20 protein-coding genes, 1 tRNA gene and 1 other RNA gene are annotated in these 22,556 nt (G+C 56.5%); 9 read left to right on the forward strand and 13 right to left on the reverse strand.

What is annotated here, in order from left to right; all coding sequences use genetic code 11:
* Window position 1: 1 nt before the first annotated feature.
* The 7 genes from FZZ90_RS06240 to acpP are packed head-to-tail and all read right to left on the reverse strand — an operon-like array spanning window position 2 to window position 9,461.
* The gene (locus tag FZZ90_RS06240) at window positions 2-1,831 is read right to left on the reverse strand and encodes a carbamoyltransferase C-terminal domain-containing protein (protein ID WP_226424858.1); all 1,830 of its coding nucleotides are present in this window, start codon (window positions 1,829-1,831) and stop codon (window positions 2-4) included.
* 36 nt (window positions 1,832-1,867) lie between these two features.
* Complete coding sequence (locus FZZ90_RS06245) at window positions 1,868-3,934, reverse strand: aminotransferase class III-fold pyridoxal phosphate-dependent enzyme (protein ID WP_226424859.1); 2,067 nt, start codon at window positions 3,932-3,934, stop codon at window positions 1,868-1,870.
* Window positions 3,931-4,830 (reverse strand): aldo/keto reductase, encoded by a 900-nt coding sequence (locus FZZ90_RS06250; RefSeq protein ID WP_226424860.1) that lies wholly within the window; start codon window positions 4,828-4,830, stop codon window positions 3,931-3,933. Before FZZ90_RS06250 ends, FZZ90_RS06245 begins: the two co-directional genes overlap by 4 nt.
* 9 nt (window positions 4,831-4,839) lie before the next feature.
* Window positions 4,840-5,844 carry a UDP-N-acetylglucosamine 4,6-dehydratase (inverting) gene (gene pseB, locus FZZ90_RS06255; RefSeq protein WP_226424861.1) on the reverse strand — a complete coding sequence of 335 codons (1,005 nt, stop codon included), beginning with the start codon at window positions 5,842-5,844 and terminating at the stop codon, window positions 4,840-4,842.
* 54 nt (window positions 5,845-5,898) lie between these two features.
* Window positions 5,899-7,908, reverse strand: coding sequence for a transketolase (gene tkt / locus FZZ90_RS06260; RefSeq protein WP_226424862.1), 2,010 nt, complete (start codon window positions 7,906-7,908; stop codon window positions 5,899-5,901).
* Between the two features lie 54 nt (window positions 7,909-7,962).
* Window positions 7,963-9,210 (reverse strand): beta-ketoacyl-ACP synthase II, encoded by a 1,248-nt coding sequence (gene fabF / locus FZZ90_RS06265; RefSeq protein ID WP_226424863.1) that lies wholly within the window; start codon window positions 9,208-9,210, stop codon window positions 7,963-7,965.
* A gap of 8 nt (window positions 9,211-9,218) precedes the next feature.
* Window positions 9,219-9,461 carry an acyl carrier protein gene (gene acpP, locus FZZ90_RS06270; RefSeq protein WP_011363161.1) on the reverse strand — a complete coding sequence of 81 codons (243 nt, stop codon included), beginning with the start codon at window positions 9,459-9,461 and terminating at the stop codon, window positions 9,219-9,221.
* A gap of 145 nt (window positions 9,462-9,606) precedes the next feature.
* Between acpP and psaC the strand changes: the two genes are divergently transcribed.
* Window positions 9,607-9,852 carry a photosystem I iron-sulfur center protein PsaC gene (gene psaC / locus FZZ90_RS06275; protein ID WP_006850103.1) on the forward strand — a complete coding sequence of 82 codons (246 nt, stop codon included), beginning with the start codon at window positions 9,607-9,609 and terminating at the stop codon, window positions 9,850-9,852.
* A 54-nt stretch (window positions 9,853-9,906) separates the two neighbouring features.
* Window positions 9,907-11,796 carry a glutamine--fructose-6-phosphate transaminase (isomerizing) gene (gene glmS, locus FZZ90_RS06280; RefSeq protein ID WP_226424864.1) on the forward strand — a complete coding sequence of 630 codons (1,890 nt, stop codon included), beginning with the start codon at window positions 9,907-9,909 and terminating at the stop codon, window positions 11,794-11,796.
* 3 nt (window positions 11,797-11,799) lie between these two features.
* Here the strand turns inward: glmS and FZZ90_RS06285 are convergent, their stop codons facing one another.
* Entirely contained in the window at window positions 11,800-13,275 is a 1,476-nt protein-coding gene (locus FZZ90_RS06285) for a mannose-1-phosphate guanylyltransferase/mannose-6-phosphate isomerase (RefSeq protein ID WP_226424865.1), read from the reverse strand.
* 69 nt (window positions 13,276-13,344) lie between these two features.
* Window positions 13,345-13,878 carry a ribosome maturation factor RimM gene (gene rimM / locus FZZ90_RS06290; RefSeq protein WP_226425037.1) on the reverse strand — a complete coding sequence of 178 codons (534 nt, stop codon included), beginning with the start codon at window positions 13,876-13,878 and terminating at the stop codon, window positions 13,345-13,347.
* A 55-nt stretch (window positions 13,879-13,933) separates the two neighbouring features.
* On the opposite strand from rimM, the gene FZZ90_RS06295 reads away from it, so the two are divergent.
* Window positions 13,934-14,119 (forward strand): NAD(P)H dehydrogenase subunit NdhS, encoded by a 186-nt coding sequence (locus FZZ90_RS06295; RefSeq protein ID WP_115024823.1) that lies wholly within the window; start codon window positions 13,934-13,936, stop codon window positions 14,117-14,119.
* 4 nt (window positions 14,120-14,123) lie between these two features.
* The gene (locus FZZ90_RS06300; RefSeq protein WP_226424866.1) at window positions 14,124-14,951 is read left to right on the forward strand and encodes an ion transporter; all 828 of its coding nucleotides are present in this window, start codon (window positions 14,124-14,126) and stop codon (window positions 14,949-14,951) included.
* On the opposite strand, the gene rnc is transcribed toward FZZ90_RS06300, so the two are convergent.
* Together rnc and rnpB are read right to left on the reverse strand one after the other, a co-directional pair.
* A complete protein-coding gene (gene rnc / locus FZZ90_RS06305) occupies window positions 14,909-15,634 on the reverse strand; it encodes a ribonuclease III (RefSeq protein ID WP_226424867.1) in 726 nt (241 codons plus the stop codon). The two genes, FZZ90_RS06300 and rnc, sit on opposite strands and share 43 nt — an antisense overlap.
* A 27-nt stretch (window positions 15,635-15,661) precedes the next feature.
* Window positions 15,662-16,053, reverse strand: an RNA gene (gene rnpB, locus FZZ90_RS06310) — RNase P RNA component class A.
* 38 nt (window positions 16,054-16,091) lie between these two features.
* Here rnpB and FZZ90_RS06315 point away from each other — a divergent pair.
* The 3 genes from FZZ90_RS06315 to FZZ90_RS06325 all read left to right on the forward strand — a co-directional run bounded on the left by FZZ90_RS06315 (window position 16,092) and on the right by FZZ90_RS06325 (window position 17,090).
* A tRNA-Arg gene (locus FZZ90_RS06315) sits at window positions 16,092-16,165 on the forward strand.
* A 93-nt stretch (window positions 16,166-16,258) separates the two neighbouring features.
* Window positions 16,259-16,585 carry a hypothetical protein gene (locus FZZ90_RS06320; RefSeq protein ID WP_186494314.1) on the forward strand — a complete coding sequence of 109 codons (327 nt, stop codon included), beginning with the start codon at window positions 16,259-16,261 and terminating at the stop codon, window positions 16,583-16,585.
* Window positions 16,586-16,622: 37 nt separating this feature from the next.
* Window positions 16,623-17,090 carry a hypothetical protein gene (locus FZZ90_RS06325; protein ID WP_226424868.1) on the forward strand — a complete coding sequence of 156 codons (468 nt, stop codon included), beginning with the start codon at window positions 16,623-16,625 and terminating at the stop codon, window positions 17,088-17,090.
* Window positions 17,091-17,148: 58 nt separating this feature from the next.
* Here FZZ90_RS06325 and FZZ90_RS06330 read toward each other — a convergent pair whose 3' ends face one another.
* Window positions 17,149-19,671, reverse strand: coding sequence for a glycogen/starch/alpha-glucan phosphorylase (locus FZZ90_RS06330; RefSeq protein ID WP_226424869.1), 2,523 nt, complete (start codon window positions 19,669-19,671; stop codon window positions 17,149-17,151).
* Window positions 19,672-19,883: 212 nt separating this feature from the next.
* Between FZZ90_RS06330 and FZZ90_RS06335 the strand changes: the two genes are divergently transcribed.
* On the forward strand, window positions 19,884-21,260 hold the full coding sequence (locus tag FZZ90_RS06335; RefSeq protein ID WP_226424870.1) for a cation:proton antiporter: 1,377 nt from the start codon (window positions 19,884-19,886) through the stop codon (window positions 21,258-21,260).
* Window position 21,261: 1 nt separating this feature from the next.
* Here the strand turns inward: FZZ90_RS06335 and FZZ90_RS06340 are convergent, their stop codons facing one another.
* Window positions 21,262-21,612: a hypothetical protein gene (locus FZZ90_RS06340; RefSeq protein ID WP_226424871.1), complete on the reverse strand. Its 351-nt coding sequence runs from the start codon at window positions 21,610-21,612 to the stop codon at window positions 21,262-21,264.
* A 20-nt stretch (window positions 21,613-21,632) separates the two neighbouring features.
* Here FZZ90_RS06340 and FZZ90_RS06345 point away from each other — a divergent pair, with 20 nt between their 5' ends.
* Window positions 21,633-22,553 (forward strand): alpha/beta fold hydrolase, encoded by a 921-nt coding sequence (locus FZZ90_RS06345; protein WP_226424872.1) that lies wholly within the window; start codon window positions 21,633-21,635, stop codon window positions 22,551-22,553.
* Window positions 22,554-22,556 lie beyond the last annotated feature (3 nt).

The raw sequence follows: 22,556 nt of genomic DNA on the forward strand, positions 1-22,556 counted from the left end.
GTTAGCTTTCTCTAATTACAAGTCTATCTTCAAAGAGTATGCCGTCAATCTCACTATTTTCGAGTACATGTATAGCATCATCTGCATTATTTACAATTGGTAATCCGTGTAAATTGAATGACGTATTTAGTATTCCATACACTCCAGTAAGCTCTCCAAATGCCTGAATCAGTTCATGATACTCTTTATTCTTATTCCTATATACTATTTGTGGCCTGCAAGTATTATCATATGGATGTATTGCCGCTTGCAAGTCAGACTTACCTTTTTCAGTTGTCATACAGCATAGTGTCATGTACTCATATGAACTCATTTCTGCATCCATAAGAAAATAATCATTTGCTTTTTCACTTATTACACTACACGCAAAAGGCATCCAGAAATCTCGACTTTTAATCTTTTCATTTATTATTTGTTTGACTTCGTTTCTTCGTGGATCAGCCATAATTGATCTATTACCTAGTGCTCTTGCACCAAACTCCTGTTTTCCACAGCATCTTGCTATAACCATACCTTTTGCCAATAATTCTGCTATATCTGAAATCTTGACTTTATTTTGTATCATATATCTTTGTTTGAGTCCATTCTTTTCTTTTTCTATATACTTGTTATTTAGCACTTCCGTTGTGTTTGCTTTAGGGCCACTGTATACATCTAGTCCATTCAATATTATTCCTTTATATTGTTTCTGCCTTAAGTATTCGAGCACAGCACCCATTGCTTGAGAAGAGTCATCCGGTGATGGTGGTACATATATATTTTCAAGTCCTCCTTCCTTTGCCAATACCATATTGACTTTTACATTCATTCCAACTCCACCTGTAACTATTAACCTTTTCGTTCCGGTTAAATCTGTCAAATTTTTAATCCACTTTGTTATCAAATACTCAGTATATCTCTGCACCCCTCCGCATATAGAATCAAACCTTTCCCCTTCCAGCATGTCTCTTACTTCAAAGTACATGTCTTTCGGTTTACTCTTGTATTTAAACTCTATTCCATCGACATCCTGATAGCTTTTGAATAGATTGAAGACATTTTCGCTATATTTATCTTTGCAATATGGAGCCATTCCCATAACTTTGTACTCATGCTCATTTGGTCTCAAGCCTAATATGAGTGTTATGTATCTATATAAACGGCCAATGATAAATGTTGCTCCTTTTACGATCTCTTCCTTCGTCCCATCTCCTCTAAATATTGATGCTGAGTAATTAACATTGTCGCCAAATGCGTCTAGTGTTACTACTAAAGCATCTTGTTCTCGAAGGTATTCGTTTGAACTGTAGTACCCATATGCTGCATGACTGCTTGAGTGATCCATAAAAACTATTTTGTCTTCCTTTACACCAAGGTGATGTATAACTACATCTTTCCTGATTTTAGCTATCTCTTTTGATGATTCTGAGCTCACGTGTCCGCTGTCTTCTTTATACCTATCAAGTACTTCACTCCAGAATTCTTCTCCTGGGTATTGTTTCAGATCTAGCCTATCTTTATAGTAGTTTACTTGTGAAATATTCTTGCCATCGTATATTCTAGGCTTCCATATGTTGTGTTGTTCGTCTATGTAGTCCTTGACTGTGAAGTTTGTGTAATGCCTCGTAAGCGTGTATCCATATGACCACATCGTTGATACAAATACTACTGCTTCGATGTTCTGTTTCTCTACCTTGAATTCATCTATTATCCAATTTATTGCATTTAAAGGGTAACTTTCATCATTTTTCTTGCGTGTGAATCTTTCTTCTGAGACGCATGCGATGAACTCACCATCTCTCCACAGACTGGCCGTTGAGTTCTGCTCCCAATTGATTCCTATGATGTCCATTTTTCTCTTATCCTAACATGTGACAAGCTACAAAACCTAGTTCAATCTCTTGAATCCTTTGTGACACACTGCACTTTCCAGTATCTCAATTTCTTCCTTGCTATCATTGATTTGGCCTAGTTTCTCAAATATTTTTTTTAATTCTTCCATGTATCTAGCGTACTCATCTTCTTTGTGCTCTACACATGCATAATGTACGTTGCTAGCTAAAATACCCTTTTTAAGAAGTTCCTGCGTTATGTATGTCTTGTAGATCATATTTTTTTCTCCCTCGAAATTAAATCCTGCTAGAGCTGATAACCCGTTTGTTGAGATATTGAGCCCATTGTCTCTTGCTTCTTTCATCCAAAAATCTTTCATTAAGTTGCCATTCTTCGTTATTGTCTTCCAGCTTTCCTCTCGTTCCATGATCTCCAGTGTTTTCAAGGCGGCACTCGGCCCGATTCTCTCAGTCCAGAACGTGCTGCTTATAAACGTATTTTGCGCCTCCTGCATAATCTCTTCCTTCCCCACAACAGCTGTTATTGCATAGCCATTGCCTAATGCCTTTCCATACATCGCCATATCTGGCTCAACGCCATATTTTTTGTGCAGTCCGCCAAACGTTTCCCTAAATCCAGAAGTACATTCATCATAGATTAAGATTATCCCCTCTTTGCTGCATAACCTTCGAATCTCTTGCAAATAATTTTCTACTGGTGGTTCTGATCTTTCGACTTCCATCTTTACTACCCCTATATCATTTTCTTCAATGACTCTCTTAAATTCCTCAATATTATTGTATCTAAATGGTACAACTGTATCTTTTAACTCCTTCGGTACGCCCTTAGGTTCCAGGCCTGGTAATAAGTGCCCCTCTAGGTTTCTTGTACTTGACAAATTAGTTGATAAATACCAGTCATGCCACCCGTGATATCCACATATAGCAACCTTGTCCTTACCAGCTGCAGCTCGAGCGATTCTTATAGCTATCGCATTGGCTTCACCTCCACTCCTTGCAAATCTGACCATATCAGCCCATGGATTTATTGAGATTAATTTTTCTGCCAGAAGAACCTCTTCTGGGCAATTTAACGTCGACATATTTCCTTTATGTACAGTTTCTAGTACCGCTTCATCTATCTCTTCATTGGAATAACCCAGAATGTTAGTGCCTATTCCCATTATGCTCATATCCATGTATTTTATTTCTTGAAGATCCCATATGTAGCAACCTTTTGTTCGTGAAAAATACGTAGGCCACTTCCCTGGTAAATACATTTCAGGTCGCTTTGACAGCAGCATATTTCCTCCAGGTATTACCCCCTTTGCTCTTTCCCATAACTCTTGTCCCTTGCCTATATTTTTCTCTTGTTCCACCGACAGTATATATCCTTCGTTTCGTATAGTGGCTCCATTAATTCTCGCGATTTCTGGGTTTTTGTTTAACACTTTTATTACATCGTCAATCTGATGATGATTCTTGTCGCCTTCTAATTTATCTATAATTTTTTTTATTACCTCTAAGTCCTTTTCATCGTCTACTGTTAGTCGAAAGAATTTGCGTTCTGGATGATGTTTAATGTGCTTCCATCTAATCTCTGACTGGCTCTTTCTCATCCATGGTGTTACGTGTTCTCTTTCTGATGCCAATCTCGCTTCATCTGCCGCCCTATCTAGTGTTTTTGCGTTAAACACCTCTATGTCATATCCATCCGGAACACTTAATAGCGATTCATCTGCAGCATTTGACAGGTAATCATATGAACTTTTGGTGTAAATATCCATTATCTCATCTATTAATTTTGGATCCATAAATGGGCAATCTCCCGTCACTCTGATCACTACGTCAGCCTTGTATTGTTTTGCGCATTTTGCATATCTATCCAGCACATCATTTAGACTCCCTCTATATACCTCATGACCCTCGCCACTTACTATCTCTGCTAGTACATCATCTGATTTGTCCGTCGAAGTAGCCATCACAACTTTATTCGTCTTTTTTGACTTTATTAATCTATCCAGCATATATATAATCATTGGCTTTTTGTTGATCTGCCTCAGTACCTTGCCCGGCAAACGTCTAGATGACGTTCTCGCTTGTACGATGATTACACTGTTCATTTTGGCCAATTTCTTGGATCTACTATACGACTATCTTTCACCTTCCATGTTTCGTACGTTACAACCTTTTCCAGTTCTATGTCCTTCTGCCAGGCTTTAATTATTTCTTCGAAATCCTTCACTGTGCTGACACCAATCAATACTGACTCTGCGTAGTTTTGCATTTTTGCAAAAGTTACTGCTTGATCAAGAAGGCTGCTTCCCAGGCTTTCAATTTGACTCACGTATTTCTTGTGATGACTTTTTGTTGTTTCGTCTATCCAGCCAGGCCACCTCTTTTCTGGCTGTAGTAGCAATCCTTGCATAAATATACTTCTAATTTGAATGCTACTTCCCGTCTGTATTAGCTTTTCTATTGTCCCATTATCTATTACCCTTTGGTCATAAATTGACATTGGTAGCTGTACGACTTCTAGCAATTCTCTTGGTATTCTGTCTATTTCCTTCCCATCGTATATAGATACACCTGCACGGTTCAACCTATTGCTCTCTTTTTGTTTTTCAATCCATCGACTGAACGCCTTAATTTTCTCTGGGCTCGCATCACCCGTATCATGTATTAATAACGTGTCTAGTTTGTTTATTTTGAGGCTTTCAAGCGTGTTGTTTAAATCTATGTCCCATTTTGCTCTGATATCACTTACTTTTTCATTCCCGTCGTTTATCTTGATTTTACTTGTTATATGCAGCTCTATATCCTTTTTTATGTTTCCAATAATTTCCTGTGATCTTCCATAGCACAATGCGGTGTCTACGTGATTTATCTCATGCTTTGCCGCTATTTGAAGCAGCTTATAGGCCTCATCTTCATTTATTGCTGACTCTTGGTTTGTTATTCCATAATTTTGCCCGAATTGTGCTGTACCCAAGCAAAGTTTTGGTTCAACCATCGACATTCACTCTTTTCAGACGGGCTCGAAATCCTTGTCGATATTCTGCTTTATAAGTCTTCTGATTTCTTCAGGCGTGAGGAAGTCTTCGTTTTCCCCTGAATTGTATGAAAAACCTTCTTGCACTTTATTGGTGTTTTCCTTCTCCTTTATGTATCTCTCTAGTAGTTTTCCATCGCTTGGCAATATTGCAAAGTACTTACCCATGCGTACAGTCGTTGCGCTATCGGATCGTGTGATCATTTCTTCGTGGATTTTTTCACCTGGCCTGACTCCTACAATCTCCTTTTTACAGTTAGGTCCAATCGCTTCTGCTACGTCCGTTATTTTATAGCTGGGTATTTTGGGCACAAAAAGCTCGCCGCCTTCGGCATTTAATAATGCCCATCTCACCATTTCTACCCCTTGATCCAAGGATATATTGAATCTCGTCATAGAAGCGTCAGTTATTGGTAGTGTTCCCTCTTTCGCTTTTTTTAAGAAAAATGGTATGACTGATCCTCTTGATCCCATCACGTTTCCGTACCTTACAACCGAAAATTTGAGGTCTCTGCTTCCTTTGATGTTATTCGCTGCTATAAATAGTTTGTCTGAGCATAGCTTTGTTGCGCCGTACAGATTTATCGGCGCTGCAGCTTTGTCTGTGCTTAGTGCAACCACATTTTTTACTTCTGTATCCATACAGGCTTGAACGACATTTTCGCTTCCTAAAACGTTTGTATTTATGAATTCGATGGGATTGTATTCTGCTGCTGGAACTTGCTTTAACGCAGCTGCATGAATCACTGTGTCTATTCCCTCCATTGCTCTTTTTAGTCTTTCTCGGTCTCTAATATCCCCAAGAAAAAACCTAAGTTGTGGATATCTTTTTTCTGGAAAATGTTGTTGCATTTCCCATTGTTTCAATTCGTCTCTGCTGAAGACTACTAATCTCTCAATCGTTTCGCATGTTTCCAGCACGTTAGACACAAACGCTTTTCCGAAGCTTCCGGTCCCGCCTGTGATCAATACTTGCTTCATTGTTGGGATAAGTCAGCCCCACTTTAAGTGGGGCACCTTGTGATTTCGATTGGCTCAGCCCATCAGTTCCTTCGCTTTGGCTACTACGTTCTCCACCGTGAAGCCGAATTCCTTGAGGCACGTGCCGCCGGGGGCGGAAGCACCGAAACGGTTCATGGTCACACTGTCGCCATCGAGTCCGATGAAACGGTGCCAGCCGAAGGATTCAGCGGCTTCCACCACCATCCGCTTGCGCACAGTGTTGGGGAGCACCTCTTCCTTGTAGGCATCGGTTTGTTCGTCGAACAGCTCAACGCAAGGCATGGAGACTACGCGCACCTTCTTGCCTTCAGCGGTGAGCTGCTTGGCCGCCTGGACGCATAGGTCCAGCTCGGTACCTGTGCCAATCAGAATCAGATCGGGAGTGCTTGCGCAGTCCTCTAGCACGTAGCCACCGAGGGCCACCTTGTCGATGGAGGAGTTCGCCTGGTTGGCCATGCCCTGGCGGCTGAGGCAGAGCGCGCTGGGGCGCTTGCGGTTTTGGATCGCCAGCTTGTAGGCACCGCTGGTTTCGTTGCCGTCGCCAGGACGGAACACCAGCATGTTCGGCATCGCCCGCAGGGAGGGGATGGTTTCGATCGGCTGGTGGGTGGGGCCGTCTTCGCCCACACCGATGGAGTCGTGGGTGAGCACGTAGATCACACCCAGCTCACTCAGGGCCGACAGGCGCATGGAACCACGCATGTAGTCCGCAAACACCAGGAAGGTGCCGCCGTAGGGGATCAGGCCACTGTTGTGATAAGCGATGCCGTTGAGGATGGCGGCCATGGCGTGCTCGCGCACACCGAAGTGTAGGTAGCGCTTCTCCGGGCTACTGGCCTGATAGGAGCCGGTCTCGCCCTTGATGTCGGTGTAGTTGGAGTGGGTGAGGTCAGCGGAGCCGCCAATCAGTTCGGGAAGGTTGGGGCCGAGGGCACCCAGACAGATCTGAGAGTGCTTGCGGGTGGCCTGGCCACCGTCTTCGGGTGTGTAAGTAGGCAGGTCTTTGTCCCAACCCTCGGGCAGCTCACCGCGCAGCATCCGCTCGAACTCGGCGGCCTCGGTGGGGTATTTGGTGCGGTAGGTGGCCAGGGTCTGGTTCCACTCGGCCTCGAGGCTGGCGCCACGGTCGACGGCCTTGCGGAACTGGTCGTAGGCGTCCTGGGGGATTTCGAAGGGGGCGTAGTCCCATCCCAGTTGCTGACGGGTCAGAGCGGCTTCCTCTTCACCCAGTGCCGCACCGTGCACACCGGCTGTATCGGCCTTGTTGGGCGAGCCGTAGCCGATGGTGGTGGTCACCTTGATGATCGACGGCTTGTCGGTCACGGCCTTGGCGGCCTCAATCGCTTTGGCGATGGCATCGATATTGGTGTTGCCCTCGGCTACGTGCTGCACGTGCCAGCCGTAGGCCTCGTAGCGCTTCAGTACGTCCTCGGTGAAGGACACGTCGGTGCGGCCGTCGATGGTGATGCTGTTGTCGTCATACAGAGCAATCAGCTTGCCCAGCTTCAGGTGGCCGGCCAGGGAAGCAGCCTCGGAGGAGACACCTTCTTGGTTGCAGCCGTCACCCATCACCACGTAGGTGTAGTGATCCACCACGGTGGTGTCGGCCTTGTTGAACTTGGCGGCCAGGTGGGATTCAGCGATGGCCAGACCCACAGCGTTGGAGATGCCGGCACCCAGGGGGCCGGTGGTCACTTCAACGCCGGGGGTTTCAAAGGTTTCGGGGTGACCAGGAGTCTTGGAGCCCCACTGGCGGAACTGCTTGATGTCTTCGATCGTCACCGAGTCGTAACCGGTGAGATGCAGCAGCGCGTAGAGCAACATGCAGCCGTGACCAGCCGAGAGCACGAAGCGGTCGCGGTTGAACCACTTGGGGTTCTTGGGGTTGTGCTTGAGGAACTTGTCCCAGAGCGCGTAACCCATGGGTGCGCAGCCCATCGGCAGGCCGGGGTGGCCGCTGTTGGACTTGTTGATGGCGTCGACAGCCAGCATCCGAATGCTGTTGATGCAGAGCGTGTCGAGTGACGCGGGCGCAGCGACCATGGTGTTAAGAGGAAAAGTTGGAGCGATTTTGACGCACGGCGTGAGCGCGAAGGCTCAGTTGGCGCGTTTGAAAGCCAGGCAGACGTTGTGGCCGCCGAAGCCGAAGGAGTTGGACAAGACGGTCCCCAGTGTCTGATCCCGCGCCTGATTGGGCACGACATCCAGATCACAGTCTGGGTCCGGGGTGGTGTGGTTGATCGTGGGGGGAACGATGCCGTGTTGCAGCGCCAGCACGCAGGCCACGGCTTCGATGCCGCCGGAGCCACCCAGCAAGTGACCGGTCATGGATTTGGTGGAGCTCACCGGAATCTGCAGTGCCCGATCACCCAGGGCGCTTTTGATCGCCGAGGTTTCGTTTTTGTCATTCGCCGGGGTGCTGGTGCCGTGGGCGTTGACGTAATCGATCTCCGAAGGATCAATCCCGCCATCGTCCAGGGCCAGGCGCATGGCTTCGGCGCCGCCGACGCCGCCCGGCGTGGGTGAGGTGATGTGGTGGGCATCGCAGGTCATTCCGTAACCCACCACTTCGCCGAGGATCGTGGCGCCACGGGCCTGGGCATGCTCGAGGGTTTCGAGCACCAGCACGCCGGCGCCCTCTCCGATCACAAAGCCATCCCGCTCCTTGTCGAACGGACGGCTGGCCGTGGCCGGATCGTCGTTGCGGAACGACAGGGCCTTGGCGCTGGCGAAGCCGGCCACCCCCAGCGGGGTGATCGCTGATTCGGCGCCACCGCAGACCATCGCGTCGGCTTTGCCCAGCTGCAGCAGCCGGAAGGCATCGCCAACGGCATTGGAGCCGGCAGCGCAGGCCGTGGCCACCGCAGAGCTGGGCCCCTTGGTGCCTAAAGCAATGGCGGCAAGGCCCGTGGCCATGTTGGGAATCATCATCGGCACCGTGAACGGGCTCACCCGCCCAGGGCCGCGACCCTCCAGTACGTGGGCCTGCGTTTCCATCGTCAGCAGACCGCCGACGCCGGAACCGATGATCGTGCCGATCCGATCCGCATTCGCGTCGTTGATCTCAAGGCCGGCATGGGCAACGGCTTGTTTGGCCGCTACCACTCCGAACTTGCAGAACCGATCCCAGCGCTTGGCTTCCTTCGGTTCGATGAAGCCGGACGGATCGAAATCCTTCACCTCCGCCGCAAAGCGGCAGGCGTGCTCGGATGCATCGAACAGGGTGATGGCCTCCACTCCGTTCCTGCCGGAGGTGAGGCCGTTCCAGTAGTCCTGAACCGTGTTGCCGATCGGTGTGACCGCGCCGAGGCCGGTAATGACGACGCGATGGAGACCATCCACCATTGCGTTGCTCAGGCCTGCTTGTCTTCGATGTACTTGACGGCGTCGCCAACGGTGGTGATGCCTTCAGCTGCTTCGTCAGGGATCTCGATGTCGAAAGCCTCTTCCAGGGCCATCACGAGTTCCACGGTGTCCAGAGAATCAGCACCCAGATCGTTCTGGAAGTTGGATTCGGGCTTCACTTCGCCGGAGTCAACGCTCAGTTGCTCCGCAACGATCGAGCGCACCTTTTCGAGAATCGCTTCCTGAGACATAGCCGTGGCAACGGGACGCTGCATCTTACGGGCACGCCTTCAGCCTTCCTCAACAACGACTGCGCCGTTAACAACGGTGACGGCCTGGCCATGGACCCCCGAGGGACGGGTACGTTTGCCGCAAGCCTTCGTATGCATCGGGCACATGTCCCACGCCGTCAAGATCTACGACACCTGCATCGGCTGCACCCAATGTGTGCGTGCCTGCCCTCTCGACGTGCTTGAGATGGTGCCCTGGGACGGATGCAAGGCTGGCCAGATTGCTTCGTCCCCCCGCACCGAAGATTGCGTGGGTTGCAAGCGTTGTGAAACGGCCTGCCCCACCGACTTCCTCAGCATTCGCGTTTACCTGGGCGATGAGACCACCCGCTCGATGGGTCTGGCCTACTGATTTGCCTCGTTTCACCTCATAAGCTCAGCCCGGCTTCAGCCGGGCTTTTTTTGTATGTGCGGAATCGTTGCCCTGGTCGGCTCCCGAGAAGCGGCGCCTCAGCTCCTGGAGGGCCTGCGGCAGTTGGAGTATCGCGGTTACGACTCCGCTGGGATTGCCACGGTGGCCGCCCAGGGGCAGCTGACCTGCCTGCGGGCCAAGGGCAAGCTGCGCAACCTCACCGCTTGTTTTGACGCAGAAGGGGCTCCCGGCCAATGCGGCATCGGCCACACCCGCTGGGCCACCCATGGCAAGCCGGAAGAGCGCAATGCCCACCCGCACCGCAGCAGCGATGGCGCGGTGGCTGTGGTGCAGAACGGAATCATTGAGAACCATCGGGCCCTGCGGGAGCAGCTTGAGGCTGCAGGAGTGGAGTTCCAGTCGGAAACAGACACCGAGGTGATCCCGCACCTCTTGGCAGCTGAGCTGCAGCAACTACAGGCCGAAGCCCGAATACCCGGGGGTGGCTTGTTGCTGGAGGCTTTGCAGCGGGTGCTTCCCAAGCTGCAGGGGGCCTACGCCCTGGCGGTGATCTGGGATCAGGCGCCAGGGGCGTTGGTGGTGGCCCGCAAGGCGGCCCCGCTGTTGATCGGTTTGGGGGAAGGGGAATTTCTCTGTGCCAGCGACACACCGGCCTTGGCGGGCTTCACACGCACGATCCTGCCGATGGAAGACGGCGAGGTGGCCCTGCTCTCACCTCTGGGTGTGGAGCTCTACGACGCCGCAGGGGTGCGCCAACAACGCATGCCCACCCAGCTCAGCGGTGTGGACCACGTGGCCGACAAGCGCGAGTTCCGCCACTTCATGCTCAAGGAAATCCACGAGCAACCGGAGACGGCCGAGCTTTGGGTGACCCGTCATCTGCCCCAGGGATTGCCGGTTGAGCAGCCCGTGGCGCTGCCGCTGGACGATGCCTTTTACGCCGGCATTGAGCGGATTCAGATCCTGGCCTGCGGCACCAGCCGTCACGCTGCGCTGGTGGGGGCTTATTTGCTGGAGCAGTTCGCCGGGATCCCCACGTCGGTGCACTACGCCAGTGAATTCCGCTATTCCCCGCCCCCGCTGGCCCCCCACACCCTCACCATCGGGGTAACCCAGTCCGGTGAAACGGCAGACACCCTCGCCGCCCTGGCCATGGAGGCGGAGCGGCGTCTGGCCCATGGGGATCCGGCCTTTGCGCCCCGCCAGCTGGGGGTAACCAACCGACCGGAAAGCTCCCTCTCGCGCCAGGTGCCCCACATCCTCGACATCGGGGCCGGTATTGAGGTCGGCGTGGCGGCCACCAAGACGTTCCTCGGTCAGCTCTTGGCCTTCTATGGCCTCGCGATGGCCTTTGCCGCCCGGCGTGGCGCTCGCCCCGCGGCGGAGATCAAGGCCCTGGCGGATGAACTCCGCAGCCTGCCCCAGCAGCTGCGCCAGTTGTTGGCGCTGCACGATGAGCGCTCAGCCGCCCTGGCCCATCGCTTCGCCGACACCCAGGACGTGATTTTCCTGGGCCGGGGAATCAATTACCCGATCGCCCTTGAGGGGGCCTTGAAGCTCAAGGAGATCAGCTACATCCATGCCGAGGGCTACCCGGCCGGAGAGATGAAGCATGGTCCGATTGCTCTGCTCGATTCCCGCGTACCGGTGGTGTCGATCGCTGTCCCCGGTGTGGTGTTCGAGAAGGTGCTCAGCAATGCGCAAGAGGCCAAGGCCCGCGATGCCCAATTGATCGGTGTGGCGCCCCAAGGGCCCGACACCGATCTGTTTGATGAATTGCTGCCGGTGCCTTCCGTGAGCGAGTGGATCAGCCCTCTGCTCACCGTGGTGCCGATGCAGTTGCTGAGTTATCACATCGCAGCTCATCGCGGCCTGGATGTGGATCAACCCCGCAACCTGGCCAAGAGCGTCACGGTGGAGTGATCCTCAGCTGGCATTCATGCTGAGATCACTACTGCTGAGGTCGCTGCGGCCGTAGCGGTCCTGGAAGCGCACGATGTCGTCTTCACCGAGGTACTCGCCGCTCTGCACTTCAATCAGTTCCACCGGGATCCGGCCAGGGTTGGAGAGGCGGTGTTTGCAGCCCATCGGGATATAGGTGCTCTGGTTTTCCCCCACCAGCTGCTCGGAGCCGTCGCGCTCCACCAGGGCTGTGCCCTTCACCACCACCCAGTGTTCGGCGCGGTGGTGGTGCATCTGCAGTGAGAGGCTTGCGCCGGGTTTCACCGAGATTCGTTTCACCTGCCAGCGGGTTCCTTCGGTGACGCCCGTGTAATGGCCCCAGGGGCGATAGATCTTGCGGTGGGCCTTGCCCTCGGGGCTGCCAGCTGCCTCCAGCTGCTTCACCACCGTCTTGATCTCCTGAGCTTTGGAGCGATCCGCAATCAACACGGCGTCGTCGGTTTCCACCACCACGAGGTTTTCAACCCCCAGCCCCACCACCAAGCGGTGTTCGCTGCGCAAGTAGCAGTTGCGGCTGCCTTCGGCGATCACGTGGCCCTGCACCACATTCCCTTGGGAATCGCGGTTCTCAGAGGTTTCCCAGAGAGCACTCCAGCTGCCCACATCGCTCCAGCCCGCGTCCAGCGGCAGCACACTGCCCAGTTCTGTTTTCTCCATCACGGCCACATCAATGGCCACGTTGGGGCACTTGGCAAAGGCCTCCCGCTCCAGACGATGGAATTCCAGGTCGGCGGTGTCCTGCTCCAGGGCTGCTCGGCAGCAGCTCACCACCTCTGGGGCCAGACGCTCCAGTTCCGCCAGCATGGCGCTGGCGCGGAACAGGAACATGCCGCTGTTCCAAGTAAAACGTCCGGTGGCTAGGAGCTGCTCTGCTGTGGCCTGGTCCGGCTTTTCCACAAAGCGCTTGATCGGCACATGGGCCGGTCCACCGAGGGAGAAGGGTTCGCTGGCCTCGATGTAGCCATAACCAGTTTCTGGGGCCGTCGGCACGATGCCGAAGGTCACCAGGCGGCCTTCTTCGGCGGGCTTGCGGCCGGCGTCGATGGCCTGGCGGAATTGGGCGGCATCGCGGATTAGGTGATCCGCCGCCAGCACCAGCAGCAGCGGGTCGTCGCCGCTGGCCGTGGCTTGTAGTGCGGCCACCGTCACCGCCGGGGCGGTGTTGCGGCCCATCGGTTCCAGCAGGATCGCGTTGGGCTCCACGCCGATCTGGCGCATTTGCTCGGCCACGATGAAGCGGTGATCTTCGTTGCAGAGCAACAGCGGAGCCGCGAGGGCCTCCAGGCCATTGAGGCGTTGCTGGGTCTGTTGCAGCAGCGTCGCTTCGCCGTCACCACTTAACGGCCAGTACTGCTTGGGGTAACTCGCCCGAGATAGAGGCCACAGCCGTGTGCCGGTTCCTCCGCAAAGGATCACAGGAATCAGCGGTGTGGCGGCCATCGTGTCCTGGAGACGGTGACCCAGATTCGCTCGCCCCAGGGGCTTCTGTCGATGCCCGCAAGAGATTTGTCAGAGCTCCAGTAGGCCCGGTGGCGGCGTGAGCAGCAGCCAGCCCTCTTCGAGCTTCACCTCCGGCACGATCGCTTCCACAAAGGGGATCAGCAGCTTGCGGCCATCGCTGGTGGTGATCTCCAGCAGATCGTTGCCGCCACTGATCAGGTCGCTCACCGTGCCGATGGCGGGGCCATCGGCAGTGAGCCGTGCCTCCAGCCCCATCAGATCGAGTAGGTGGAACTCACCTTCTTCAAGTTCGGGCCGATCGTTCTCCGACACCAGCAGTTCCTGTCCCACCAGGGCTTCGGCGGCGCTGCGGTTGTCGATTCCCTCGAAGCGCACGACAAACAATGACTTGCCCGGCAGTTGCCGCCCTTTGATGAGCTGGATTTCCGTGGGTCCACCACCTTTGCAGCTCCGCAGCCAGCGGGGCCCGGGTGCAGTGAAGCGCTCGGGGAAATCACTGGCGGGGTTCACCCGTAGTTCCCCTTGGAGCCCTTGGACTCCCACGATCTTGCCGACGCTGAGCCAGTCGTCGCTCTCCGCCATGCCATCCGCCGCACACTCTGCCGATAATGGCGCCAGATCTGTCCGCGAACGAGCCATGGCGTCTGCACCCGCTCCGATCCTTCCCGGCTCGACCGTGACCGTGGCCGATGCCACCTCGATCTACAACGGTTACACCGGCTTCGTGCAGCGGATCAGCGGCGACCGTGCGGCCGTTCTGTTTGAAGGCGGCAACTGGGACAAGTTGGTGACCCTGCGCTTGAAAGACCTCCAGCCGGCCTGAGGCAATGGAAACGGACCGAAGCCTGCGACAACGCCTGCAGGCCACGGTGCTGGAAGCCAGCACACCTGCGGGTAAGGCCTACAACGCCGTCATCTTCGGCGCGATTCTTCTAAGTGTTCTGGCACTGCTGCTGGAGCCCGACCCCTTGGGTAACTCGGCCTTGCGCCAGACCAATGTGCTCTGGATCGATCTGGTGCAGAACCTCTGCCTTGCGGTGTTTGCGGCGGATTTTGTGCTGCACCTGGCCTTGGTGGAGAAGCCCCGCCGCTACCTGTTCAGCTTCGCCGGATTGATCGACGCGTCAGCGGTGCTGTTTTTCTTCGTGCCGCAGGTGCGCAGCGAGCTGCTGCTGTGGGTGTTCAAGTTCGGCCGCATCCTGCGGGTGTTCAAGCTGCTCAAGTTCATTGATGAGGCCCGCGTGCTCGGGCAGGCCCTGCGGGGCAGTGCCCGCACCATTGGCGTCTTCCTGTTCTTTGTTGTTCTGCTGCAGGTGGTGCTCGGTTACAGCATCTTCGTAATCGAAAGCGCACGGCCCGACTCCCAGTTCCAGACGGTGGGGAGCGGCGTTTACTGGGCGATCGTCACCATGACCACAGTTGGCTATGGAGACGTGGTGCCGCAGACGGAGCTGGGGCGGTTGCTGGCCTCGGTGGTGATGATGCTTGGTTTCGGCATCATTGCGATCCCCACCGGCATCCTGACGGTGTCAGGCGTGCAGCATCACCAGCAGCGCGGGGTGGAGCTGACCTGCAGCAGCTGCGGGCGCCAGGGCCATCGCAAGGGCGCCCTTCACTGCGATGCCTGCGGCGCGTCGCTGCCCTCCAGGATTTGAAGGGCAGCAGCGGCGGCGTTCTGCTCGGCCTCTTTGCGGGAGCGGCCCTTGGCCTCCGCCAGCTCTTTGTTGTGGATGCTCACCCGGCAGAGGAAGCGTTCGGGGTCTCCGTGCTGGTGGCTGCATTCCTCGGTGGCGTAGTCGGGCAGTCCCAGCCCTTGGCCTTGGCTCCACTCCTGCAGGGCGGTTTTGCCGTTGAACTGATGGGGAGTCGCCAGCACCGCTTGGGCGGTGGCGTGCCAGTGGGGGGTGAGCCAGCGGTGAACCGGCTCAAGATCTCCGAGGGCGCTGTACAACGCTCCGATGAGTGCCTCGGTGGCATCGGCCCGCAGCCTTGATTGGGCGGAACGATCCCCTTGGGCGTGCCGCCCCAACAGCAGGTGCTGTTCGATGACAAGCGTTGCACCCACGTCTGCCAGCCAGCGGTCGCTGACCAGTTGGGCCCGCAGGTTGGAGCAGGCGCCCACCGCGAGATCGGCGTGGTGGCGGTCGATGAATTCGGTGGCGGCGAGCCGCAGCACCGCATCACCAAGGAACTCCAGCCGTTCCAGGTTGCGGGCTCGCCCGGTCGACACGTGGGTCAGGGCCTGATCCACCAGGGCGAGTAGCTCAGGGTTGATTGGAATCTCAGCGTCGAGCTGCTGGATCAGGTTGGTGAGCGCTGCGGCGCGGGATGGATCCACAGGGACTCCTGGGCAACGCGGAAAGAGGGGTGAAAGCAGGACATAAGCCGGGTTCTGTTCACGCCACCACAGAGGTTGGTCTGCAGAGGGTGGGTGGCTATCTATCTGGGACCGTCGTTACCGACGGCCTCAAGCGGCGCGTTCAAGCGGAACGGGGCCAATGGCCAGCCGTCGTTCCTTGGCCTTGCTCCCAGCCGGGGTTTACCGAGCCAGCACCTCTCGATGCTGCTGGTGCGCTCTTACCGCACCTTTGCACCCTTGCCTGTGCCGGCGAACCGGCCATCGGCGGTGTGTTTCTGTGGCACTCTCCTCACGGTCACCCGCACTGGGCGTTACCCAGCAAGCCTGGCCATCAGGGAGCCCGGACTTTCCTCAGCCGACACTCAAAGAGATCGGCCGCAACCACCTCGCCTGCTTTCAGATCTCATCATGCCTCGTGGGCATAATTCAGAGGTCTGGGGCTGTAGCTCAGCTGGATAGAGCGACGGTTTCCTAAACCGTAGGTCGTGGGTTCGAGTCCCGCCAGCCCCGTGAGAACTGCTTAAGAAGTAGTGAGCGCTACATCTGGTGGGGTGGGCAGATCGTTCACCACCGCTAGGGTTGAACCAACCTGCTGTGGGTGCCATGACCCAGCTTCACGATCTTCGTCTGCGGCTGTTGGTGCAGCAGGAAAGTGAGCGGATTGCTGAGTCCCAGCCCACGGATCTGGACCTATCGGTGGTTCAGGCCCGCTGTCTCTGCTGGCTGGCTCTTCTGGCGGAAGCCCATGAAGACCAGGCAAGTGATGCCGAACGCCGCGGCGACACCGAACAAGCCATGGGCTGGTTTGCGGATTCGATGCGGCTGCGGGATGTGATCGGTGTGGTGTCGTCCATTGAAATCCCTCTGCCCGACACGGCTGCGGAGGATGGCCCCCAGGCCGAGGAGGATTTGGGACCTCAGGCGGCTTGATCAGTGGCATAGTGGGGAATGACCGCGAGGGACTGCATTGCCGGAAGAGCCCTGCCAGTGCCCGGATTGCCAACGGTTTTACCGGGAGCATGATCGGCTAATCCGGGAATCCCCCACGCTTCGTCAGCAACAGGAGCTCAACTGGGCCGCTCTCCAGTCGTTCCGCACCTTGTCCGGACGCGTTCTCGAGGATCTGCAAAAGCAGCACGGGTCCCGTCAGACAGCAGATGCAGCAGCATCAAAGCCTGCAGCAACTGGAGCGCCCCTCCCTGAGGAATCAGGTGATGGTCTCCAGCAGGCCATCGCTGATCTTGAGAACATCAACGCCCATCTGTTCTCGATTGAGGCCTTGATGGAACGGGTCTTTGATGTGCGCGTTCCCGAAGAAATCGAGCAGAAGTTCCGCGAGCTGGCCGGTGAGTTGGCTCCTGATCCATTGAATGTGGACCGTCTGCGGCTCAATCGCCTGTTGCACCAGACTCCGGATCTACCCGATCGGAGCTGACACTTGATGTCCGATAGAAGCCCTGGAGAAGACTCCAGGGCTTCTTTTTTGGCTGTTTTCAGCGCACGTCGCAGGTGATCTCCACGTTGAGTGGATCCACGGCCCAAATGTTGTTGCAGTACTCGCTGATGGAACGGTCGGAGGAGAAGAACCCGGTTCGGGCCGTGTTCAGTAGCGACATCCGATTCCAGTGCATCCGGTCGCTCCAGGCGCGGCTGACTGCCTCCTGGGCGCGCAGGTAGTCGGCGTAGTCGGCCATCACATAGAAGGGGTCGTTGCCGGTGAGGTTGTCGAGCAGGGGGCGGAACAGTTCGCCGTCGCCGTTGCTGAAGTGCCCCATCTCGATCAGTCGCAGGGCTTCCTGCAGTTCCGGCAGCGCTGAGATCACGTCGCTCGGGCGGTAACCGCTTTGCTTGAGGGCCGTGATCTCTTCGACGGTCTTGCCGAACAGGAAGAAGTTTTCGCTCCTCACCAGCTCGCGGATCTCCACATTGGCCCCATCGAGGGTGCCGATGGTGAGGGCACCATTCATGGCAAATTTCATGTTGCCGGTGCCGGAGGCTTCCTTGCCGGCGGTGGAGATCTGTTCGGAGAGGTCGGAGGCGGGATACACCTGCTCTCCCAATTTCACGTTGTAGTCCGGCAGGAACACCACCCGCAGCAGACCATCCATGTCCGGATCGGCGTTGATGGTGTCGGCGATGCCGTTGAGGAAGCGGATGATCAGCTTCGCCATGTAGTAGCCCGGAGCGGCCTTGCCGCCGAAGATCACGGTGCGGGGTGCCATGCCGTCGGTCTGTCCGTTCTTGATCCGCAGGTACTGGGTGATTACCTGCAGGGCGTTGAGGTGCTGGCGCTTGTACTCGTGGATGCGCTTCACCTGCACGTCGAACAGGCTGGCGGGATCCACCAACACACCTGTGTTGCGATGGATGTAGGTGGCCAGCTTGCGCTTCACCGACAGCTTGGTGTTGCCCCAGAGCTCCAGGAAACCCTGGTCGTTCTGTCGTTCCTCCAGCTTGCGCAGGCTCTCCATGTTGGAGATCCAATCGGGCCCCACGTGCTCATCCAGCAAGGCGGACATCTCGGGGTTAGCAAGGGCGACCCAGCGGCGCGGGGTGACGCCATTGGTGACGTTGGTGAACTTCTCCGGCCAGAGCGCCGCGAATTCCGGCAGCAGGTCGGTTTTCACCAGATCGGAGTGCAGTGCCGCTACACCGTTGACGTGGTGGGCGCCGATGGTGGCCAGGTGGGCCATGCGCACGGCTTTGCTGCCCTCTTCATCAATGATCGAGAGCTTGCGCTGGATGGCATCGTTGCCGGGGTAGCGCAGTCGCACCTGCTGCAGGAAGCGACGGTTGATCTCGTAGATCAGCTCAAGATGGCGAGGCAACAGGCTGCTGAACAGGTCGAGGTCCCACTTCTCCAGGGCTTCCGGCAAAAGGGTGTGGTTCGTGTAGGCCACGGAGCGAGAGGTGATGTCCCAGGCCCGGTCCCACTCCAGATGCCGATCGTCGATCAGCAGGCGCATTAGTTCAGCCACGGCGATGGCCGGATGGGTGTCGTTGAGCTGAACCGTCCAGTAGTTGGGGAAGTCCTCGACGGCAAGCCCACGGTTGTCGAGGCTGCGCAGCATGTCCTGCAGTGAGCAGCTGACGAAGAAGTGCTGCTGCTTCAGGCGCAGACGCCGGCCTTCGTCAGTGCCGTCATTTGGATACAGCACCTTGGAGAGCGTTTCGCTGCCCACCTTTTCCTCAACGGCGCCGTAGTAGTCGCCGATGTTGAAGGCATAGAAGTCGAAGCTTTCGGTGGCATCGGCACGCCACAGCCGCAGCCGATCGCAGATGTTGACCCGGTAGCCCAGCACTGGCACGTCGTGGGGGATGCCGATGGCGTGTTCCGCTGGAATCCAGCGGGAGCGGTAATTGCCTTTGTCGTCGATGTAGCTCTCGGTGCGGCCCCCGAAGCCCACAAAACAGGCCTCATCGGGTTGGGGAAGTTCCCAGGGCCAGCCGCCCTTGAGCCATTTGTCGGTGATCTCCACCTGCCAGCCATCGCGGATTAGCTGGTCGAAGATGCCGAATTCGTAGCGGATGCCGTAACCGGTGGCCGGGATCTTCAGGCTTGCCAGCGACTCCATGTAGCAAGCCGCCAGGCGACCGAGCCCGCCGTTGCCCAGACCCGGTTCCTCCTCCACATCCAGGATTTGCTGCAACGATTCGATGCCGAAATTCTTCAGTGCCTCTTCTGCCTCCTTCTGGATCCCCAGGTTCAGCAGGTTGCTGTGGAGCTGCGGGCCGATCAGGAATTCCGCTGACAGGTAGGCCACCGATTTCTGCGGGCGGGCCCTCATCGCTTCGGTGGTGGCCAGATATCGCATCATTAAGCGGTCGCGCACCGCGTAACTCAGGGCCATGTAGAGGTCATGGCGGCTGGCAGTGGGGGCGAGTTTGCCGAGCGTGAAGAACAGGTGCTCCGTCATGCCGTCGAACACGCTCTTGGCATCGAGGCCGGCGCGTTCGGGGTCGTTGTGACAGCCGGGGGTCGGCAGACGCAGATCGAACGGTTGGGACGTGGTCATGGGGGGTCAGCGAGCCAAGGAGCGTGGAATCACCGTCAGGCCAGGGGTGCTCGGAGCCCAACTCAATGAATTACTCGGACCGTAGCGATCACAACTGGGGCTGCCTGCAAAAAATGCCGCTTCTACAGCATCTCCAGTTAATTGGGATCTTTCAGCGAACAGTTCAGTGGCGGAATCACCATTAAGGTTCGGCGTGAGACATGCCCGGCTTGATGCTGCTGCCCACCCTGCTGAGCGAAATCAGCAGCCATGACCTCGAATTGGCGGAAACGCTGATCGGCGTCCTTCGCTTCATGCTCATCTTCGTGGCGGCCCGCACCCTCGCCGAGGTGCTGGTGCGTTTCGAGCTGCCCACCATCCTTGGGGAGCTCCTGGCTGGCGTGCTGATCGGTGCCTCGGGTTTGCATCTCCTGGTGCCGCCGGAGACTCAGGTACAGCTCTCTGGCGCTTTTTCCGAGGTGGTCTCCGGCCTGTCCCATGTGCCGGTGGACGAGATTCCGCTTCTGTACAACGAGAGCTTCGGGGCTTTGCAGGCGGTGGCCACGTTGGGGCTCTACTCCCTGCTTTTCCTTACAGGTCTCGAGAGCGAGTTGGAGGAATTGATGGCGGTGGGGGCCCAGGCCTTCAGCGTCGCCGTGGTGGGTGTGGTGCTGCCCTTTGCCCTCGGCACCCTTGGCCTGATGGCCATCTTCCACGTTGATGCGATCCCCGCGATCTTTGCCGGTGCCTCGATGACGGCAACCAGCATCGGCATCACCGCCAGTGTTTTCGGTGAACTCGGTTATTTGCGCACCCGTGAGGGGCAGATCGTGATCGGCGCTGCCGTTCTTGACGACATTCTTGGCATTGTCATCTTGGCCATTGTGGTGTCCTTGGGAGCCGGCGGAAGTCTGGAGATTGGCCCCATCGTCCAGTTGGTGGTGGCAGCGGTGCTGTTCGTGGTGGTGGCCCTGTTGTTGAGCCAGAAGGCCGCACCAGCTTTTGATTGGATGATTGACCAACTCAAGGCCCCGGGCGCCAAGTTGATTGGTTCCTACCTGCTACTGGCCGTCAGTTGTTTTGTTGCTTCAGCGATTGGTCTGGAGGCTGCCCTTGGGGCCTTCGCTGCTGGTTTGATCGCAAGCACCTCCAAGCACCGCCACGAGATTCAGGCGGCGGTCACCCCCATCGTTGGCCTGTTCGCCACCGTTTTCTTTGTTCTGGTGGGTGCCGGCATGGATCTGTCGGTGATCAATCCTTCCGACCCCGGGGCCCGTTCTGCTCTGGTGGTTGCGGCCTTCCTGTTCGTCGTGGCGATCATTGGCAAGGTGGCTGCCGGCTGGGCCATCTTCAGCAAGGAAAAGACCAATAAATTGGTGGTGGGTCTTGGGATGATGCCCCGAGGCGAAGTTGGCCTGATTTTCCTGGGCCTGGGAACGGCTTCAGGCTTGCTCAGCCCTGGCCTTGAAGCAGCGATTCTGCTGATGGTGATCGGCACCACCTTCCTCGCACCGGTGCTGCTGCGCATCGTCCTCAAAGACAAGCCACCCGAGGATGGCAACCAGGTGCCCGACGAATTTGCTGCTGATCCCCTGGCGGGTGCCTCCTGAATCAGTCGTCTTTGCCGGTATTGGCGAGGATGAGCAAAACACTCCAGCCCACGGCCACAACGCCAAGGCTTGAGGCCCAGCCCGGACCCAAGGCCCAGCTGAATCCAAGCTGGGTGACGACGCCGGTGACCAGGGCCAGCAGCAGGCTGCTGATCACCAAGGTCGGTTGACGCACTGATTCAGGGAGCTCACTGTCCTCCAGGCTGGATTCCAGCTTGCTGAGGGGTGCGCTCAGCGGCACGTAAAGGGCGATGGCCCAGAGCAAAGCCCCGCGCCAGACGGATGCGTCCGCCAGCGGTCCGCCCATGACCTCGTAGCTCACCATCCAGGCTGCCTCAGTGCTGCTTAGCATCGCGTCCCTCGCAGCCGGCTGTGGATCGCGTCACCTGGAGCCATCTCGGCCACGCCGTGCACACTGTGCAGCAGCATCCTGAGCAGGACAGTGCTGATCGTCCGGCCCTTCTGTTGGTTCATGGGTTCGGGGCATCCACCGATCACTGGCGCCACAACATTCCCGTGTTGGCCCAGACCCATTCCGTGCATGCGATTGACCTGCTGGGCTTCGGCAGAAGTGCCAAGCCTGCAGGCCTGAACTACGGCGGTGCCCTGTGGCGCGATCAACTGGTGGCCTATGTGCGCGAGCGGATCGGCCGTCCGACGGTGATCGCCGGCAATTCCCTCGGTGGATTCGCGGCCCTTGCTGCCGGGGCCGCACTGGGATCGGACTGCGCGGGGGTTGTCTTGCTCAATGCTGCCGGTCCCTTCAGTGATGAGCAGAAACCACCGCAAGGCTGGGGCGCCATAGCCCGCCAGAGCATCGGCACAGCCCTGCTGAAGAGCCCAGTGCTGCAGCGGTTGCTGTTCGAGAACCTGCGTCGGCCTGCCACGATCCGCCGCACCCTCAATCAGGTCTACGTCGACTCCACCAACGTCGATGACTGGTTGGTGGAGTCGATCCGGCGCCCCTCCCTCGATCCCGGCGCTTTCGGGGTGTTCCGCACCGTCTTCGACATCCCTCGCGGTCAGCCCCTTGATGAGCTTTTTGCGGAACTGACGGCGCCGCTGTTGTTGCTCTGGGGCATCCGTGATCCCTGGATCAATGCCCCCGGTCGCCGTTCCACCTTCCAGCGCCATGCCCCGGAGGCCACCACCGAGGTGGTCCTTGAGGCCGGGCACTGCCCGCACGATGAAGTGCCGGATCAGGTGAATACGGCCTTGCTGCAATGGCTGGAGGGTCTCCAGTCGGCTGTGGCACCGACAAATGCGGATCTGCTGGCTAAGGGAGTGAAGTAGCTA

Source organism: Synechococcus sp. MU1617, from assembly GCF_020514235.1.
Classification (GTDB): Bacteria; Cyanobacteriota; Cyanobacteriia; order PCC-6307; family Cyanobiaceae; genus Parasynechococcus.

Bases quoted from the DNA above. Each gene is read 5' to 3' on its own strand.
- FZZ90_RS06240 (WP_226424858.1), bottom strand. From the start codon at position 1,831: ATGGACATCATAGGAATCAATTGGGAGCAGAACTCAACGGCCAGTCTG.
- FZZ90_RS06245 (WP_226424859.1), bottom strand. From the start codon at position 3,934: ATGAACAGTGTAATCATCGTACAAGCGAGAACGTCATCTAGACGTTTG.
- FZZ90_RS06250 (WP_226424860.1), bottom strand. From the start codon at position 4,830: ATGTCGATGGTTGAACCAAAACTTTGCTTGGGTACAGCACAATTCGGG.
- pseB (WP_226424861.1), bottom strand. From the start codon at position 5,844: ATGAAGCAAGTATTGATCACAGGCGGGACCGGAAGCTTCGGAAAAGCG.
- tkt (WP_226424862.1), bottom strand. From the start codon at position 7,908: ATGGTCGCTGCGCCCGCGTCACTCGACACGCTCTGCATCAACAGCATT.
- fabF (WP_226424863.1), bottom strand. From the start codon at position 9,210: ATGGTGGATGGTCTCCATCGCGTCGTCATTACCGGCCTCGGCGCGGTC.
- acpP (WP_011363161.1), bottom strand. From the start codon at position 9,461: ATGTCTCAGGAAGCGATTCTCGAAAAGGTGCGCTCGATCGTTGCGGAG.
- psaC (WP_006850103.1), top strand. From the start codon at position 9,607: ATGTCCCACGCCGTCAAGATCTACGACACCTGCATCGGCTGCACCCAA.
- glmS (WP_226424864.1), top strand. From the start codon at position 9,907: ATGTGCGGAATCGTTGCCCTGGTCGGCTCCCGAGAAGCGGCGCCTCAG.
- FZZ90_RS06285 (WP_226424865.1), bottom strand. From the start codon at position 13,275: ATGGCCGCCACACCGCTGATTCCTGTGATCCTTTGCGGAGGAACCGGC.
- rimM (WP_226425037.1), bottom strand. From the start codon at position 13,878: ATGGCGGAGAGCGACGACTGGCTCAGCGTCGGCAAGATCGTGGGAGTC.
- FZZ90_RS06295 (WP_115024823.1), top strand. From the start codon at position 13,934: ATGGCGTCTGCACCCGCTCCGATCCTTCCCGGCTCGACCGTGACCGTG.
- FZZ90_RS06300 (WP_226424866.1), top strand. From the start codon at position 14,124: ATGGAAACGGACCGAAGCCTGCGACAACGCCTGCAGGCCACGGTGCTG.
- FZZ90_RS06320 (WP_186494314.1), top strand. From the start codon at position 16,259: ATGACCCAGCTTCACGATCTTCGTCTGCGGCTGTTGGTGCAGCAGGAA.
- FZZ90_RS06330 (WP_226424869.1), bottom strand. From the start codon at position 19,671: ATGACCACGTCCCAACCGTTCGATCTGCGTCTGCCGACCCCCGGCTGT.
- FZZ90_RS06335 (WP_226424870.1), top strand. From the start codon at position 19,884: ATGCTGCTGCCCACCCTGCTGAGCGAAATCAGCAGCCATGACCTCGAA.
- FZZ90_RS06340 (WP_226424871.1), bottom strand. From the start codon at position 21,612: ATGCTAAGCAGCACTGAGGCAGCCTGGATGGTGAGCTACGAGGTCATG.